Below are 17,158 nucleotides of genomic sequence, written 5' to 3' on the forward strand. Positions count from 1 at the left end.
CAACGCTAACGGGTCTGCTCCGAACGGCTTACGCAGGGCTGCCCTTGTCCGGGGCCCCGAGCCAGGTTAAGGCGTCCTGAACCGTCGTCACGCTGGCCGTTTCGGGTCGCGGAGGCCGTCGGACGACGACAACGGGGAGGCCGAGTTCGCGGGCGGCGGTCAGTTTCGCCGCGGTCATCGCGCCGCCGCTGTCCTTCGTGACGAGCACCTGGACGCCGTGCCGCTCCATCAGTTCGCGCTCCTTCTCGACCGTGTACGGGCCTCGGTCCAGCAGGACTTCGTGCCGCCGGGGAAGCGGCGCCTCGGGCGGATCGACGCAGCGGATCAGGAACCAGAGGTCGTCCAGCCCGGCGAAGGCGGCGAGCCCCTGCCGTCCGCTGGTGAGGAACACGCGTTCGCCCAGTTCCGGGAGCAGCCGCGCGGCGTGGCCGAGGTCGTCCGCCCAGTGCCAGGTGTCGCCTGGTCGCTCGGTCCAGCCAGGCCGGGCCAGCCTGAGCAGTGGCGTTTTCGTCGCCTGCGCGGCCTTCGCCGCGTTGGCGCCGATGCGTTCCGCGAAGGGATGCGTCGCGTCGATCATCGCGGCGACGTCGTTCTCGGTCAGCCAGCGTGCGAGACCCTCCGGGCCACCGAAGCCACCGACGCGGACTTCGCCGTCAGGCAGTTTCGGGCGCGCGACCCGGCCCGCGAGTGACGACACGACGTGCTCGCCGCGCGCCACCAGCTCCGTCGCCAGCTCGCGGGCTTCACCGGTGCCGCCCAGGATGAGCAGCGTCATCGAGCCACGGCCGCGCGCCACCGTTCCAGCGTGCGCAGGTTGGCGAGCGTTTCCGCCCAGGTGAGTTCGGGCGCCTGCCGGTCGGCGAGATGCGCGGCGACGTGGTCGGCTTCGCGAGCAAAGAGGCCTTGAGTCGCTTCCACCTCGATCGCCTCGGGCTCACCGCCTTCCGGCGTGAGGATGATCTGCGACGACCTCGGCTGGCGCATTTCGTGGATCCACGCCGGTTTCGGCACGTACAGCTGCCCTTGCGAGCCGTAGACGCGGATGTGGTCGTCCTGGGTCAGCTGGAAACCGCAGGCCAGCTGCGCGAGGACGCCGCCGGGCAGCCGCAGCAGTCCGAACGCGACCTCGTCGACGCCGTTCTCGTCGAGCTTGGCCATCCCGAGTACCTCTTCGGGCTCGACGACGTCCTGCCCGGTCGCGGCCTGCGAGACCAGCCGCGCGAGCGAGGTGCAGTAGCAGCCGACGTCGAAGATCCCGCCGCCGCCGAGCGCCGGATCGGTGAGCCGGGGAGTGGCGAAGTTGTAGCTGAAGGCGACGTCGACGGCGCGGACCTCGCCGATGGCGCCGCTGGAGATCAGCTCGGCCAGCCGCCGGATCTGCGGGTGCAGCCGGTACATGAACGCCTCCATGAGGAAGACGTCGTTGGCACGCGCCGCTTCGATGACCTTCTCGGCTTCGCTGACCGAGACCGTCAGCGGTTTCTCGCACAGGATGTGCTTGCCCGCCTCGGCCGCGCGGATCGCCCATTCGCCGTGCAGCGGATGCGGCGTCGAGATGTAGACGGCGTCGACGTCCGGATCGGCGAGCAGGTCCTCGTAGGAGCCGTAGCACTTCGGGATCTCGAAGCGGCTCGCGAACTCGGCCGCCCGGGCACCGGACCGCGCGGCGACGGCCTCCAGCACGCCGTGCTTGCTTTCGTCGACGCCCGCCGCGAACTCGGCGGCGATGGTCCCGGCGGCCAGCAGGCCCCAGCGCAGTTCCTTCATAACGACTCCGGTTGGTTGGCTCGATCACGAGTGGCCGAGTACAGGAAACTGTCGGGAAACCCTTCGGCGGCAAGGACTCTTCCGACGAAGATCATCGCCGCCCTGGTGATGCCGGCTTCGCGGGACTGCGCGGCGATGGTGCCGAGCGTTCCGCGCAGCACCTGTTCGCCGGGCTGACTCGCCAACGCGACCACGGCCGCGGGGCAGTCCTCGTCGTAGAAAGGCCGCAATTCGTCGACTACTTGCTCGATGCGATTGACCGCCAGATGCAGCGCGAGGGTGGTGCCGGTGCGCGCGAAGTTCGCCAGCGTTTCACCCGGTGGCATGGCGGTGGACCGGGCCTGTGCCCGGGTGATGACCAGGCTCTGGCCGACCTCGGGCACGGTCAGTTCGCGGTTGAGCAGCGCGGCCGCGGCGGCGAACGCGGGCACCCCGGGCGTGACGTCGTAGGGAACGCCCGCGGCGTCGAGACGGCGCATCTGCTCGGCGACCGCGCTGTAGATCGACGGATCACCCGAGCACAGCCGCGCGATCTCGTGGCCCTTCTCATGCGCTTCGACCATCCGCTCGACGATCGCGGGCAGAGCGAGGTTCGCGGTGTCGACGAGCACCGCGTCGTCCGGGCAATAGGCGAGCAGATCCGTCGGCGTCATGCTGCCGGGGTACAGACAGGTTCCGCAGCGGCCGAGCAGGTCACGGCCTCGTACGGTGATGAGGTCGGCGGCGCCGGGGCCCGCGCCGATGAAGTGCACTGTCAAGGTTTGCTCCGATAGGTCCACTGTGTCACGGCACGCGCCGGGGTCCAGCCGGTGAATCCGCCCAGCGGCGCCGCCTGTTCGACGCCGATCCGGATCAGCTCACCACCGTGTTCGGTGTACGCGCGGGCCAATGCCTGTTCGGATTCGAGGGTCACGCCGTGCGCCACGATCCGTGCGCCGGTCGCCAGGCACGCGTCGAGGACACCGGGCACGGTCAGCCCGCCACCGACGAAGATCGCGTGCGGCTTGGCCAGTCCTTCGAGTGCTTCGGGCGCCGCGCCGATCACCACGTCGAGTTCCGGGACCCCGAGCGCGTCCGCGTTCCGGGTGATCCGCGCGCCCCGCTCCGGCGACCGCTCGATCGCGATCGCGCGGTTCAGCGGATGCGCCCGCGACCACTCGATCCCGACGCTGCCCGCGCCCGCGCCGACGTCCCACAGCAGTTCGCCGGGCGACGGCGCCAGCCTGGCCAGCGCGGACGCGCGGAGGTCGCGTTTCGTGAGCTGACCGTCGTGCTCGAACACGTCGTCCGGGAGGCCGGTCAGCGGCAGCGCGGGTCCGTCGGCCTCGATGGCGAACACCGTCAGCGAGCCCGGGCCGATCCGCTCGTCGGGGCCGCCGAGATCGGACAGCGCGGTGACGCGGCTCTTGCCGTAGCCACGGACTTTGAGCAGGTCGAGCAGGTCTTCGGCGTTCGCGCCGAGGACGAGGATCTTCCGGCCGGGAGCCAAGGCCCGGCTCACCCGGCCGATCGCGCGGCCGACGACGGTGACCACTTCGGTCTCCTCCGCCGACCAGCCGAGCTTCGCGCGGGCGAGCGTCACCGAGGAGAGGGCGGGGAGGATCTCGACGTCGTAGCCGCGCTGGACGAGCGTCGTGCCGATGCCGGACAACAGGGGATCGCCGCTGGCCAGCACGCAGACGCGGCCTTCGCGTTCGGCGAGGAAGTCGTCCAGGCCGGGAAGGAGCGGGCTGGGCCATGGTTCGCTTTTCACCCCGGCGGGCAGGTACGCGAGCTGACGCGGAGCTCCTACGACCACGTCCGCGTTCATCACCGCTTCCCTGGCCTGCGAGGACAGACCGGGCCAGCCGTCGGCTCCGATCCCGACGACCGTCAGGGGTGATTTTTCGCGCACGGTCGTCACCGTAGATGAAGGTTTTCCTATGCGATGATCGGCCGAGGTCGCCGACGATGAGGAGTGCTGTGAAGCCGTACCCGTTCACCGCCGTTGTGGGGATGCCGGATCTGCGCCTGGCGCTGGTGCTTTCCGCCATCTCGCCCGCCGTCGGCGGGGTGCTGGTGCGCGGGGAGAAGGGCACGGCGAAGTCGACGATGGTGCGCGCGCTGGCCGGTCTGCTGCCCGGCGTCGACGTCGTGGACGCGTGCCGGTTCTCCTGCGACCCCGTCGAACCCGACCCGGCCTGCCCGGACGGTCCGCACGCCGAGGGCTCGCCCGCGCACCGCCGTCCCGCGCGCCTGGTGGAACTGCCGGTCGGCGCGGCCGAAGACCGCGTGATCGGCTCGCTGAACCTGGAACGCGCGCTGGCCGACGGCGTCACCGACTTCCAGCCCGGCCTGCTCGCGGCCGCGCATCGCGGGCTGCTGTACGTCGACGAGGTCAACCTCCTGCACGACCACCTGGTCGACACCCTGCTCGACGCCGCAGCCATGGGGCGCGCGACCGTCGAGCGCGAGGGTGTCTCGGTGTCGCACGCCGCGCGGTTCGTCCTGATCGGCACCATGAACCCCGAGGAAGGCGAACTGCGGCCGCAGCTGCTGGACCGCTTCGGCCTCACCGTCGAGGTGGCGTCCAGCCGGGATCCCGAACTGCGCGTCGAGGTCGTCCGGCGGCGGCTCGCCTACGAAGCGGATCCCGACGGTTTCGCCGGTCAGTACGCCGCTGCCGACGCCGAACTGGCCGCGGACATCGAGGCTGCGCAACGGCTTCTGCCGTCGGTCAAGCTGCCCGACGACGCGCTGCGGCAGATCGCCGAGGTCTGCGCGTCCTTCGAGGTCGACGGGATGCGCGCGGACATCGTGACCGCGCGGACCGCCGTCGCGCACGCCGCCTGGGCCGGGCGCACCGAGGTGACCACCGACGACGTCCGGGTCGCGGCCCGGCTCGCGTTGCCGCACCGCCGTCGCCGCAATCCTTTCGACGCGCCCGGAATCTCCGAGGAACAGCTGGAGCAGGCACTGCAGGACGCCGAACCGGAAGGACCCGGCCCCGACGATGACGGCCCCGGTTCCGGTACCCCACCGGAGGGTGGCGAGGCTTCGGGGCCGCCGCCGTCGGAAGGCGGGCAAGAGCCCTCAGGTGGTGGAAAGAGCGGCGGCGAGCAGAAGCCGGTCGGCGCAGGGGAAGCCTTTCGTGCCAGGCGTTTCGAGGTGAAGGGCACCGGCGAGGGCGCCGCCGGACGGCGGTCCAGGGCGATCACCGACAACGGCCGGACCATCGGTGTCCAGCCCGCCGGGGTGAAGGACGGGCATCCGCATCTGCTCGCGACCGTGCGCGCGGCCGCGCCGCATCAGCGCTCCCGCGGCCGGAGCGGCGCCGGACTCGTGGTGCGGCCCCAGGATCTGCGGTTCGCACGGCGGGAAGGGCGCGAGGGCAACCTGGTGCTGTTCTGCGTGGACGCGTCCGGTTCGATGGGCGCGCGGCAACGGATGCGCGAGGTCAAGACCGCGGTGCTGTCGTTGCTGCTCGACGCCTATCAGCGCCGGGACAAGGTGGGCTTGGTGACCTTCCGTGCCTCCGGTGCCGAACTCGCGCTGCCGCCGACGATCAGTGTCGACGCGGCGGCGTCCCGTTTGGACGGTCTCGCGACCGGCGGCCGGACCCCGCTGGCGGAAGGACTCCTTGAAGCGGCGAGGGTGCTGCGCATCGAAGCGGTCCGCGATCCGCTGCGGCGCCCGCTGCTCGTCGTCGTCACCGACGGCCGCGCGACCAGTGGCGCCGACGCCGTCCAGCGGGCACGGCAGGCGGCCGGGCTGCTCGCCGGCAACGTGACTTCGATCGTGATGGACTGCGAGAGCGGCAAAATGCGCCTCGGGCTCGCCGCGGAACTGGCGGAACACCTTGGTGCGGAACATGTTCCGGTCGCCGAGGTCGCCGCCGACACGCTCGCGGGCGCCGTCCGCAGCCGTATCTCCGGAAAGGCGGCGTAATGCCACAGGGCAAACCGGAAACCGTGCCCGCCGACGGGCTCACCACCCGTCAGCGCCGTAATCGTCCGCTGCTCGCCGTGCACACCGGCGAGATGAAGGGGAAGTCGACGGCCGCGTTCGGGATGGCGTTGCGCGCGTGGAACCAGGGCTGGTCGATCGGCGTGTTCCAGTTCGTGAAGTCGGCGAAATGGCGCGTCGGCGAGGAAGCCGCGTTCCGCGCGCTCGGCAAACTGCACGAAGACACCGGCCAGGGCGGGCCGGTCGAATGGCACAAGATGGGTGAAGGCTGGAGCTGGGCGCGCAAATCCGGGACCGAAGAGGACCACGCCGCCAACGCCCGCGAGGGCTGGGCCGAGATCAAACGCCGTCTCGCCGCCGAAACCCATGACTTTTACGTCCTCGACGAGTTCAGTTACCTGCTCAAATGGGGCTGGCTCGAAGTGGACGACGTCGTCTCGGCGCTGACGGAACGCCCGGGTCATCAGCATGTGGTGATCACCGGCCGGTACGCGCCGCCCGAACTGATCGAGGCGGCGGATCTGGTCGCCGAGATGACCAAGGTCAAGCATCCGATGGACGCCGGGCAAAAGGGCCAGCGAGGCATCGAATGGTGAATCGCGTGGTCATCGCCGCGCCCGGATCCGGACACGGCAAGACCACGATCGCCACGGGGCTGATGGCGGCGTTGCGCGCGCGGGGACTGAAGGTGTCCGGGCACAAGGTCGGCCCCGACTTCATCGACCCCAGCTATCACGCCCTCGCGACCGGGCGGCCCGCGCGGAACCTCGACCCGTTCCTGCAGGGTGAGGAGCAGCTGATCCCGTTGCTGCTGCACGGTTCCGCCGGGGCCGACATCGCGGTCATCGAAGGCGTGATGGGCCTGTTCGACGGGGCGCTCGGCACCGAGGGCTACGCCTCGACGGCGCACGTCGCGCGACTGCTGGACGCGCCGGTCGTGCTCGTCGTGGACGCTTCGGCCGCGTCGCGCAGTGTCGCGGCGACCGTGCTCGGGTTCGCGCAGTACGACACCCGCGTCCGGCTCGCCGGGGTGATCCTCAACAAGCTGGGCTCGCAGCGGCACGCGGACGAGATCGTCACCGCACTGGAGGCGACCGGGGTCCCGCTGCTGGGAACGTTGTACCGCAACGAAGAGATCCACGCACCCAGCCGTCATCTCGGCCTCGTGCCCGCGGCGGAGCGGGCCAGTGAGTCGGAGCGGCTGCTGCCGGAACTGGCCGGGTGGATCAGCGAAGGCGTCGATCTCGGCGCTGTCGTCCAGGTCGCGCGATCGGCTTCGCGGCTTTCGGGTGAGCCTTGGCGGCCCCCGCTTTCTCACGACGGTCCGCGTACGGTGGTCGCCGCCGCGGCGGGTCCGGCGTTCACCTTCCGCTACACCGAGGCGGTGGAACTGCTCGCCGCTGCCGGTGTCGACGTCGTCGATGTGGATCCCTTGCAGGACAAGGAACTTCCCGAAGGCTGCGCCGGGCTGTACTTCGGCGGCGGCTTTCCCGAGGTCCACGCCGAAGAGCTGTCGGCGAACGTCCCGCTGAGGACGGCGGTCGCACGAGCGATCGGCGACGGGATGCCTGTCGTGGCCGAATGCGCGGGACTGTTGTATCTGTGCCAGGACATCGACGGGCTGCCGATGACCGGTGTCCTCGACGCGTCGGCCACCATGACCAAACGCGGGAAACTCGGCTACCGCAAGGCGTTCTCACCCGCGGACAGCGTGCTCGCCGTCGCGGGCCAGCGCGTCACCGGGCACGAATTCCACCGCACGGTGATCGAACCCGGCAGCGGACCGACACCCGCCTGGGGCTGGGACCGCACGCCGGACGGATTCGCTTCGGCGTCACTGCACGCGTCGTACCTGCATGTCCACTGGGCAGGCTATCCCGAACTCGCCGAGCGGTTCGCCGCCGCGGTGCACGCCCATGGCTGACTACGATCTCTGGCACCACGGCGACCGCGAGGTCGGCGAGGGACTCGTCGATCTGGCGGTCAATGTCCGGCTTCCGGCTCCGCCCGCTTGGCTGCGTGCGGAACTGGCGGCGGCACTGGACGATCTGGCCGCGTATCCGGACGTCACCGCGGCGACCGCGGCGGTGGCCGCCCGGCACTCCTTGCCGGAGTCGCGGGTCTTGGTGACCTCTGGCGCGGCCGAGGCTTTCACGTTGCTGGCCACGGCGTTGCGGCCTTCGCATGCCGTGGTCGTGCACCCGCAGTTCACCGAACCCGAAGCCGCTTTGCGCGCGGCCGGTCATACCGTGCACCGGGTCCTGCTGTCGCCGGACGACGGTTTCCGGCTGCGTCCGGTTCCCGAAGAAGCGGATCTGGTGTTCGTCGGCAACCCCACGAATCCGACTTCGGTCCTGCATCCGGCCGCGGACCTGCTGGCGCTGGGCCGCCCTGGCCGCTTGGTCGTCGTCGACGAGGCCTTCCTCGACGCCGTCCCCGGCGAAACCGAAAGTGTCGCGGGGCAACCGGGTTTCGCCGTTCTCCGGAGCCTGACCAAGACGTGGGGCATCGCCGGTCTCCGCGCCGGGTACGTACTCGCGGACGAGTCCATTGTGGACACTCTGCGCGCGGTTCAGCCGCCGTGGTCGGTCTCGTCGCTCGCCGCCGTCGCCGTGGTGGCTTGTTGCCGCCCGTCGGCGCTGGAAGAGGCGGAAAAGCTCGCGGTGGCGGCGGAATCGGATCGGGAGTACCTCGTTTCCGGCCTGACCGCACTGGGCGTCGAGGTGCTGGGGGAGCCGCGGGGGCCGTTCGTGCTCGTGCGGCTGCCCGGCGCGGACGGCGTGCGGGACCGGTTGCGGGAGGCCGGTTTCGCGGTCCGGCGCGGGGATACCTTTCCGGGGCTGGACGCGCGGTACCTGCGGATCGCGGTGCGGGACCGGGAGACTGTGGACGCGTTCCTGACGGCGTGGGCTGAGGTGGTGGTGGGGGGGGGGTTGGGGGGGGTGGGGTATTGGGTTACCACCCCCTACCCCCCCCCCACGACCACCGTCACCGACCCGCCATAGTGACTTGCCCTCATCAGAAGGACTCCAGGCAGCACGGCTCCCGATCGGTGGCGAACGCCGCCGTCGCCCGGGAAACCGCCCCGGCCGTCCGCTCCTTGATCCGCCCCGCCGCGGCCAGCGTGCTCGGCCGGGTTCCGCCGAGGAAGATCGCGCCGAGGTCGGTCACGTCCAGTTCGAGATCCGGCGCGTCCTCGACGGGGGTCACCTCGGCGTGGCCGTCGGCGCCGGTGACGAGCCGCCAGTTCCCGGTGTTCCACGGGCAGAAGGCGTCGCGCACGCCGAACACCAGGTCCACCGGAGCGTTGTAGCGGCGTGTGACCAGGGCACGATCGACGTCGACGAGCCGGAACCACAGCGAGTCGCCGGCGGAGCGGGTCATGGCGCGCGGATCGGCCAGCAGGTGGATGAGCGGTTCGTCGAGGGCCGCGAAGGTCTCCACCGTGACGACCAGGTCGTAGTCGAGCAGGAAGCGATACAGCGTCGCGTACGCCTCCGGCGTGGTCGCGACCAGTTCCTGCACGGTCAGGATTCCCTGCGGGCCCTCTTCGTTCCAGCCGTTCTTCACGCGGTAGATGGCGTAGCCGTCCGGCAGGACGGCGAACTTGAGCGCCGTCGCGCCGTGACGGCGGTACTCCGGGTCGTCGAGGACGAACTCCCACGTCGACTCCGGCCGGTCGAGCGCGCCGACCCGCTGCGGCGCTTCCTTCTCGTAGATCGACTTGATCAGCGGGATCGCCTGCGCACGCCTGACTTCGCGCACGGGTTCGGCCTCGAGTTCGACGCCGGGCCGGAACGCCGACTTCGCCCGCACCTTCGCCCGGTAGAACTGCGCCGCGAGGCCGTAACCGAAGCGGGGATAGATGACCGCTTCGGACGCCCACAACGCGGCGATCGGCTCGCCGCCGTCCTCGTGCAGGCCGTGCAGCTGCGCCCGCATGACACGGGTGAGCGCGCCGCGCCTGCGGTGTCCTGGAGCGACGCCGACCGAGGTCACCGCGGCGAGCGGTGTCTGTCCGGCGCCGGGCACGGTGATCTTCCGGGTGAGCAGTTCCCCGGTTCCGATGAGTTCGTCACCGTCGAAGACGCCGTGCGCGCGTTCCGGCTCGAACACCAGCCGTTCGCGGTGCTTCAGCCCTTCCGTGAGATCGGTGAGGAAAGCGTTCGCGAGCAACTCGGCGAACGCGGGCAAGTCGTCGGTGGTCAGGGTGCGGATGGTCAGGCTGTCATCGCTCACACCGTCGTCCTACGCCTGTTCACCGACGACCGCCACGCATTAAAGTGCGGAAATCAGGGCCGAGGCCCGATCACCTTTCCGTCCTCCTTGACCTCGATGGCCATCGCGGGACAGGAATCGGCCGCGTCGAGCACGGTCTCGTCCGCGTCGACCTGGTCCGCGATCACCGTCGCCGTGGCACCTTCGAGTTCGAAGACCTCCGGCATCAGCGAAGCGCACATCCCCGAGCCGATGCATGTTCCGCCATCGACCTCGACTTTCCAGCTCATGGTCACCATCCGATCGGCATGGAGCGGGGCCCCCGCACCAGCATTTGCGTCTTCCACACGATATCGCCGTCGAGGCGCAGTCCGGGAAGATCGCGGAGCAAGGCCCGCAGGGCCTCCTGCAGTTCCAGCCGGGCCAGCGGGGCACCGAGACAGTGGTGCACGCCGTGACCGAAACCGAGATGCGGATTGGCTTCCCGGTCGAAGTCGAGGGTTTCCGCCGAGCTGAACTGGAGCGCGTCCCGGTTGGCGGCGCCGATCGCGACCATCACCGGTTCGCCTTCCTTCACCAGCACGTCACCCACCTGGATGTCTTCGGTGGCGTAGCGGGCGAATCCGGCTCCGGCACCCAAGGGGATGAACCGGAGCAGCTCCTCCACCGCGGCCGGGATGAGGTCCAGGTCCGCGCGCAACCGGGCCAGCTGTTCCGGCTGGTCGAGCAGCGCGTAGACGAAGTTGGGGATCTGACTCGCGGTGGTCTCGTGCCCGGCGATCAGGATGCCGATGCACATGTCGACCAGTTCCAGCTCACTGAGCCTGTCGCGGACGTCGCGCGCCTCGATCAGCGCGGTCATCAGGTCGTCCTGCGGCCGGGCACGGTGTTCTTCGACGAGCACGTGCATGTACGCCCGCAGCTCCTCCTGGTTGGCCATCATCTGTTCGGTGGTCAACGGGCTGGTCGACAGCGCGGCGTCGCTCCAGACACGGAACTTCGGCCGGTCCTCGACGGGGACGCCGAGCAGTTCGCAGATCACCGCGACCGGGATCGGCAGCGCGTAGTCCTCGACCAGGTCGGCGGGCTGGCCCTTGGCCTTCATGTCCTCGATCAGTCCCGCCGCCAGTTCCGCGACCCTCGGCCGCAGCAGTTCGACGCGGCGCATGGTGAACGCCTTCGCGACCAGCGTGCGCAGCCGGGTGTGATCTGGCGGGTCCATGCTCAGGATCCCGCCGGGACGCCTGCCCGGCGCCATCCTCGGCTCGTCCCGGTCCGTGGCCATCGCGCGGGAGAACCGCCGATCGCCCAGCACGAAACGCGCGTCCGCGTACCGCACGGCGAGCCAGGCGGGCTCACCGTGCGGCATGCGGATGCGGAGCATGCCCTCGGCCTCGCGGGCGGCGGCGTAGGCCTCGTCGAGTTCGAGTCCTGCGTCCTCGTTGAACGGATACGCGACGAATTCGGTGTGCGTGGTGGTCATTTGTCCGGAAACCCCCCGGCTCGGCGGTTTGTAAGCGGCTGCTTACAACGCTAACCATGATCACGGACAGCGTCAATGCGCCTACCGTGCGACAGCCGGATAGCCTGTGCCCGATGACGGAAGAACCGCAGGTCCGCAAGCGCGACGCGGCCGCGACCAGGGCGGCCCTGCTCGACGCGGCCGGGGTCCTGTTCGGCGAGCGCGGTTTCGACCGGACGACGGTGCGCGACATCGCGAAGCTCGCCGGGGTCAACCAGGCGCTGTTGTTCCGCTACTTCGGTTCGAAGGACGCGCTCTTCGAAGAGGTGCTGGCACGCGGTGGGCGCGAGCAGCTCGCCACCACCCCGCCGGGTGAACTCCTCGGGACGGCGCTGCGCAGCATGCTGCAATCCGACACCGGCCGCGATCGCTCCCTCGACGCCTACCTGCGCTCGACCGGGCACGACAGCGCCGCGGCCGCGGTCCGGCGGCAACTCGGCGAGGAATACGCGAAGGTACTGGCCACGCTGACCGACGCCGAAGACGCGGAGCTGCGCGCCGACCTCATCCTGGCGTGGCTGCTCGGGATCGGCCTGGTTCGCGAAATCACCGGCAAGGAACCCCTGGCCAGCGCGGATCCGGACGACGTCTGCCGCCTCGTGCTCGGCGCCGCGCGGACGTTGCTGGAACGCAGCGGGTAATTCGGTCGCCGCCCGTGCCGCGCTGCCCTACGGTCGCGTCGTGACCTCGTTTCCACCCGCCGGCACCGAAGCCGAGTTCGACGCTCTGACCAGGCAGGACCTGATGCCGGCGGTGACGTCGCTGTCCGGGTCGCTCGGCCTCGGCGACGTCGTCCCGTTCACCGAAGGTTCGCTGCCGGTCTACGCCGTCGGCGAAGATCTGGTGCTCAAACTGTTCCCGCCGGTGCATCTCCACGAACTCCCCACCGAACGGGCGATGCTCGAGGTCCTGCACGGGAAACTGCCGATCCCGACACCCGCGGTGCGGGACGTGGGCGAGCGGGACGGCTGGGGCTACGTGCTGATGGAACGCCTTCGGGGTGAAACCCTCAAGGACGCCTGGCCGAAACTGTCCACAGAGGACAAACACCGGCTCGCACCCGAACTCGGCGAGGCGCTGGCCGCCCTGCATTCGCTGCACGACCCGCGGCTGGACGTCCTTGGTCCGCCCGACTGGGCCGCCTTCATCGCCGGACAGCGCGCGAAAGCCGTCGAGCACCATCGCCGGACCGGCCTCGACGAGAGCTGGATCGGGCAGATCCCGGCGTTCCTCGATTCCGTCGAGCTGGGCAGCCCGCCCGTGGTCCCGCTGCACACCGAATTCATGCGCGATCACGTCATGGTCACCCACGACGGCGAACGCCCGCGGCTGAGCGGGCTCTTCGACTTCGAACCGGCGATGCGGGGCGCGGCCGAGTACGACTTCGTCGCCGTCGGCCTGTTCGTTTCCGGCGGGGACAAGGATTTCCTGCGGCGACTGCGCGCCGGGTACGGCGCCGATCCGGACGAGGACTTCGCGCGACGCTGTCTGGCGTACGCGCTTTTGCACGTCTACAGCAATTTCACCTGGTACTTCAAGGTTCTTCCGGCGCCGGAAGAACCGACGCTGGAGAGCGTCAGCCGCGCTTGGTGGTAGCCCACGTCACCGGCACGGCTTCGGGACCGCGGATCGAAAGCGGCGGCCGCCAGACGATGGCCGAGGCCGGGACCGCGAGATCCAGTCCGGGCAGTCCGTCGAGCAGGGTCCGGAAGGCGATTTCCCCTTCGAGCCGGGCGAGTGCTGCGCCGAGACAGAAGTGGAGTCCGTGCCCGAAGCCGAGTTGCGGCGCGTTCCGGCGCCGGATGTCGAACCGCGAGGCGCCGGGAAAGGCGCTCTCGTCGCGATTCGCCGCGCCGGTGTGCGCCAGCACGGCCTCACCGCGCCGGACCAGGCCCGCGCTCAATTCGACGTCCTCCAGCGCGACCCGCAGCAGCGACGCGTCAGCCGGTCCGTCGAACCGCAGGATCTCCTCGACGGCGCCTTCCGTCAGCGCGGGATCCGAGCGCAACGCGGCGAGCTGGTCCGGATTCTCCGACAGCAGCACGATCCCGGTCGCGATCAGGCTGACCGTGGTCTCGTGCCCGGCCAGGAGAAGCTGCGTGGCCAGGTCGATCAACTCGGCCTCGGTGAGCCTGTCACCGTCCTCGTCGCGGGCGTGCACAAGCACGCTCAGCAGGTCTTCACCCGGCGTCACCCGCTTGACGGCGACGAGGGCCGCCATGTCCTCCGCCCCGTCTCGCCGGGCCTGCGCCACTTCCTCGGGGCTGTGCGCCACCGGGGTGACGATCACCCGCGACCACTGGCGGAACCGTTCCCTGCCCGCGAACGGGACGCCGAGGATCTCGCACATGACGGCGGTGGGCAGCGGAAAGGCGAACATCTCCACGAGATCGACCGGCGGCCCGTGTTCGACCATCGCGTGCAGGAGTTCGTCGGCGATCTCCTGGATCCGTGGCCGCAGCGCGGCGATCCGGCGGACGGTGAAGGCCTGCGCCGACAGCTTCCGCAGCCGGGTGTGATCCGGCGGGTCCATGTTCAGGATGCTGTGCTCACCGGTGGAGAAATCGCCCGGTTCGATGAGACACGGCGCACCCGGAGCGAGCAGGTTCCGGGAGAACCGCTTGTCCGAGAAGATCAGCCGGACGTCTTCGTACCTGGTCACCAGCCAGCCTTCGCAGCCGCTCGGGAAGACGACCTTGGACATCGGCGGATGGCCGGCGTAGATCGCGCCCATCGGCGTCGCGGGATCGTCCTTCGCCGCTGGATACGTGGCTGTCATGGGCCGATGATGAGCGGGCGGTTCCGGGATCGGAAGCCTCCGGCCGGTCACCCGCCCGAAGAGCCGAAGATCCTTCTCATACCGTGATAATCGCCAAGGCGGTGCTGATGGCCAAGGCAGTGCTAAGGGCTAAGGCAGTGCGCGCCGGAGTAGTTCCGCGAGGTGCACGGCCCGGCGTCCGTCCAGTTGCTCGATCTGCGTCCGGCAGCTGAACCCGTCGGCGACCACTTCGGTCCCTTCGGCCGCGGCGCGGATCGCGGGCAGCATGCGATCCTCGGCGCAGGCGACGGAAACGTCGTAGTGCCCGCGTTCGAAACCGAAGTTGCCGGCCAATCCACAGCAGCCGGAGTCCATTGTGGAATTGTGGATACCCGCGGCGCGCATCGCGGCCTCGTCGGCGTCGAAACCGAGCACGGCGTGCTGATGACAGTGGACCTGGCTGAGCGCCTCGACGTCGAGCGAGCGGAACTCCAGCGGCGAGTCCTCGACGAGTTCGGCGAACGTCCTGGTCTGCCCGGCGAGCAGTTTCGCGACCGGGTCACCCGGCAGCAGGGCCTCCAGATCACCGCGGAACAGCGCCGTGCAGCTCGGTTCCAGCCCGGCGACCTGGTACCCCGCGCGCAGATACGGTTCGAGGACGGAAAGCGTGTTGCGCAACACCTTCTTCGCCATGTCGAGCTGCCCGGTGGAAACCCAGGTGAGCCCGCAGCAGACACCGCGATCCGGCAGGACGACGTCGTACCCCGCCGCGGTGAGCACTTCGGCCGCGGCGTCGAGGACGTCCGGGGTCAGGTAGTTGTTGAACGAGTCCGGCCACAGCACCACCGGCCTCGCCCCGGTCGCCCAGCCCCGGAGATCCTTGCGCCGCTTGGTGAACGGCAGCCGGGCGAAGGTGGGCAGCTCCCGTTCCGGCGCGATCCCGCCGAGCCGTTTCAGCAGACCGGGGAACCGGCGCGACATCGTGTTCGCCAGCCGCGGCGCCAGCGCGGCCGCGCGCAACCACACCGGGAGCCAGCCCATCGAGTAATGCGACGCCGGACGCAGCCGTCCCTTGTGATGCTGGTGCAGGAATTCCGCCTTGTAGGTCGCCATGTCGACATCGACCGGGCAGTCGGACAGGCAGCCCTTGCACGACAGGCACAGGTCCAGCGCCTCGGCGACCTCCTTCGAACGCCAGCCGTCGGTGATCAGCTCACCGTTCACCATCTCGGCCAGCAGATGCGCACGGCCCCGCGTCGAGTGTTTTTCCTCGCGAGTGGCGCGGTAACTCGGGCACATCACGCCCGCCCCGGTGGTGTTACGGCATTTCCCGACGCCGACACAGCGCCGCATCGCCTGCCCGAAGCTCCCCTGATCCTCCGGATAGGCGAGCGCGGTGACATCTTCGAGTTCCAGCGGCGCGCGCCGCACCCGGAGATCGGCGTCGACCGGCCTCGGGGCGACGAGGATACCGGGGTTCATTTTCCCGTCCGGGTCGAAGATCCCCTTGAACCGCGCGAAAAGCGCGAGGATCTCTGGGCTGTACATCCGGGGCAGCAGTTCCGAGCGGGCCTGGCCGTCGCCGTGTTCCCCGGACAGCGAGCCGCCGTGTTTGGCGACCAGGTCGGCCGCCTCTTCGAGGAAGGACCGGAACCCGGCGATCCCTTGCGGGGAAAGAAGATCGAAGTCCAGCCGCAGATGCAGGCAGCCCTCACCGTAGTGGCCGTAGACGACGCTCTTGCGGCCGTGCGCGCGCATGAGTTCCTTGAACTCGCGCAGATACGCGCCCAACCGCTCGGGCGGGACGGCGGCGTCCTCCCAGCCGGGCCAGGCCTCCTCGCCACCGGCGAGCCGCGTGGCGAGACCGGCGCCCTCTTCCCGGATGCGCCACAGCCGCTTCTGCGCGGCCGCGTCGTCCAGCAGGGTGGATCCGGTCAGCGCTCCGCGCAGTCCATCGATCAGGCCGCGCGCCTTGTCCGGGTCGGCCATCTCGACGAACAGCCAGGCACCACCGGGCGGCAGCCCGTCGGCGCGGCCGGGTTCCAGCAGCGCGACGAGGTCCGCGTCGACGCCCTCGACGGTCAGCGGCGACCAGGGCAGGATCGCCGGGACGGCGTCGGCGGCGGCGATGTCGGACTCGAAACCGAGCACCGCCAGCACTTTGCGCTTCGGGACCTCGGCGAGGGAGACCGTCGCCTCCAGCACGGTGACGCAGGTGCCCTCGCTGCCGACCAGCGCCTTGGCGACGTCGAAACCGTTCTCCGGCAACAGGTGTTCCAGCCCGTATCCGGACACTCGTCTGCTGAACGTGGACAGTTCCGTGCGCATCAACGCCAAGTTGTCCCGGACCAGTGCGCGCAGTTCGGAGAAGACCCGGCCTTCCGTGCCCGGCATGGCCGCGCGAGCGTCCACTTCGGACGGTGAGGTCGGTCCGACGGTCAGCCGGGTGCCGTCGTAGAGCAGCACGTCGAGTTCGCGGACGACGTCGACCGTGCGCCCATAGGCGACCGAATGCGAGCCGCAGGCGTTGTTGCCGATCATCCCGCCGATCGTGCAGCGCGAATGCGTCGACGGATCGGGCCCGAACCGGAGCCCGTGCGGCGCGGCGAGTGCCTGGAGGTCGTCGAGGACGGTCCCGGGCGCCACCCTCGCCGTCCGCGCGGCGGGATCGAGGTCGAGGACCCCGCCGAGGTGGCGCGAAGTGTCGATCACGACGCCCGGCCCGCACGAGTTGCCCGCGACGCTGGTGCCGCCGCCGCGGGCGATCACCGGCAGCCCGGCCTCACGGCAGGCGGCGACGGCCTCGATCACCTCGTCGGCGCTCCGCGGCAGCACCACGCCCTGTGGCACGTGCCGGTAGTTGGAGGCGTCGGTCGTGTACAGGGCCAGTGTCGCGGCGTCGGCCAGTATCTCCACGGGTCCATTCAAGACAACCGCGGCCGAGAACG

The 17,158-nt window shown here is 70.0% G+C and carries 15 protein-coding genes; 6 read left to right on the plus strand and 9 right to left on the minus strand.

Translation table 11 applies throughout. The features are described from left to right. Window positions 1-28: 28 nt before the first annotated feature. From ACZ5ZX_RS09820 to cbiE, 4 genes are read right to left on the minus strand one after another with little or no spacing between them, the layout of a single operon-like run. Window positions 29-775, minus strand: coding sequence for a cobalt-precorrin-6A reductase (locus tag ACZ5ZX_RS09820; RefSeq protein WP_465501641.1), 747 nt, complete (start codon window positions 773-775; stop codon window positions 29-31). Next, entirely contained in the window at window positions 772-1,767 is a 996-nt protein-coding gene (locus ACZ5ZX_RS09825; protein WP_465501586.1) for a Gfo/Idh/MocA family protein, read from the minus strand. The genes ACZ5ZX_RS09820 and ACZ5ZX_RS09825 overlap by 4 nt, the downstream gene beginning before the upstream one ends. Next, complete coding sequence (gene cobM / locus ACZ5ZX_RS09830) at window positions 1,764-2,525, minus strand: precorrin-4 C(11)-methyltransferase (protein WP_465501587.1); 762 nt, start codon at window positions 2,523-2,525, stop codon at window positions 1,764-1,766. Before cobM ends, ACZ5ZX_RS09825 begins: the two co-directional genes overlap by 4 nt. Continuing rightward, window positions 2,522-3,670 carry a precorrin-6y C5,15-methyltransferase (decarboxylating) subunit CbiE gene (gene cbiE, locus ACZ5ZX_RS09835; protein WP_465501588.1) on the minus strand — a complete coding sequence of 383 codons (1,149 nt, stop codon included), beginning with the start codon at window positions 3,668-3,670 and terminating at the stop codon, window positions 2,522-2,524. The genes cobM and cbiE overlap by 4 nt, the downstream gene beginning before the upstream one ends. A gap of 59 nt (window positions 3,671-3,729) precedes the next feature. Between cbiE and ACZ5ZX_RS09840 the strand changes: the two genes are divergently transcribed. Genes ACZ5ZX_RS09840 through cobC form a run of 4 tightly spaced genes read left to right on the plus strand, consistent with a single transcriptional unit; the run spans window position 3,730 to window position 8,717 of the window. Further along, window positions 3,730-5,694, plus strand: coding sequence for a putative cobaltochelatase (locus ACZ5ZX_RS09840; protein WP_465501642.1), 1,965 nt, complete (start codon window positions 3,730-3,732; stop codon window positions 5,692-5,694). After that, a complete protein-coding gene (cobO, locus tag ACZ5ZX_RS09845; protein WP_465501589.1) occupies window positions 5,694-6,308 on the plus strand; it encodes a cob(I)yrinic acid a,c-diamide adenosyltransferase in 615 nt (204 codons plus the stop codon). Before ACZ5ZX_RS09840 ends, cobO begins: the two co-directional genes overlap by 1 nt. Next, a complete protein-coding gene (locus ACZ5ZX_RS09850; protein WP_465501590.1) occupies window positions 6,302-7,636 on the plus strand; it encodes a cobyrinate a,c-diamide synthase in 1,335 nt (444 codons plus the stop codon). The genes cobO and ACZ5ZX_RS09850 overlap by 7 nt, the downstream gene beginning before the upstream one ends. Next, window positions 7,629-8,717: an Rv2231c family pyridoxal phosphate-dependent protein CobC gene (gene cobC / locus ACZ5ZX_RS09855; protein WP_465501591.1), complete on the plus strand. Its 1,089-nt coding sequence runs from the start codon at window positions 7,629-7,631 to the stop codon at window positions 8,715-8,717. Before ACZ5ZX_RS09850 ends, cobC begins: the two co-directional genes overlap by 8 nt. Before the next feature lie 13 nt (window positions 8,718-8,730). Here the strand turns inward: cobC and ACZ5ZX_RS09860 are convergent, their stop codons facing one another. Genes ACZ5ZX_RS09860 through ACZ5ZX_RS09870 form a run of 3 tightly spaced genes read right to left on the minus strand, consistent with a single transcriptional unit; the run spans window position 8,731 to window position 11,413 of the window. Next, on the minus strand, window positions 8,731-9,951 hold the full coding sequence (locus ACZ5ZX_RS09860; protein WP_465501592.1) for a GNAT family N-acetyltransferase: 1,221 nt from the start codon (window positions 9,949-9,951) through the stop codon (window positions 8,731-8,733). A gap of 53 nt (window positions 9,952-10,004) precedes the next feature. Further along, entirely contained in the window at window positions 10,005-10,220 is a 216-nt protein-coding gene (locus ACZ5ZX_RS09865; protein ID WP_465330256.1) for a ferredoxin, read from the minus strand. Between the two features lie 2 nt (window positions 10,221-10,222). Next, window positions 10,223-11,413, minus strand: coding sequence for a cytochrome P450 (locus tag ACZ5ZX_RS09870; protein WP_465501593.1), 1,191 nt, complete (start codon window positions 11,411-11,413; stop codon window positions 10,223-10,225). Window positions 11,414-11,526: 113 nt separating this feature from the next. Here ACZ5ZX_RS09870 and ACZ5ZX_RS09875 point away from each other — a divergent pair, with 113 nt between their 5' ends. Beyond that, window positions 11,527-12,093: a TetR/AcrR family transcriptional regulator gene (locus tag ACZ5ZX_RS09875; protein WP_465501594.1), complete on the plus strand. Its 567-nt coding sequence runs from the start codon at window positions 11,527-11,529 to the stop codon at window positions 12,091-12,093. A gap of 40 nt (window positions 12,094-12,133) precedes the next feature. Continuing rightward, window positions 12,134-13,048: a phosphotransferase family protein gene (locus ACZ5ZX_RS09880; RefSeq protein ID WP_465501595.1), complete on the plus strand. Its 915-nt coding sequence runs from the start codon at window positions 12,134-12,136 to the stop codon at window positions 13,046-13,048. On the opposite strand, the gene ACZ5ZX_RS09885 is transcribed toward ACZ5ZX_RS09880, so the two are convergent. Together ACZ5ZX_RS09885 and ACZ5ZX_RS09890 are read right to left on the minus strand one after the other, a co-directional pair. Then, window positions 13,029-14,231, minus strand: coding sequence for a cytochrome P450 (locus tag ACZ5ZX_RS09885; protein ID WP_465501596.1), 1,203 nt, complete (start codon window positions 14,229-14,231; stop codon window positions 13,029-13,031). The genes ACZ5ZX_RS09880 and ACZ5ZX_RS09885 overlap by 20 nt on opposite strands. 129 nt (window positions 14,232-14,360) lie before the next feature. Then, window positions 14,361-17,126: an FAD-binding and (Fe-S)-binding domain-containing protein gene (locus tag ACZ5ZX_RS09890; protein WP_465501597.1), complete on the minus strand. Its 2,766-nt coding sequence runs from the start codon at window positions 17,124-17,126 to the stop codon at window positions 14,361-14,363. Between the last annotated feature and the right edge of the window lie 32 nt (window positions 17,127-17,158).

It is taken from the genome of Amycolatopsis sp. NPDC033938 (genome assembly GCF_055575975.1).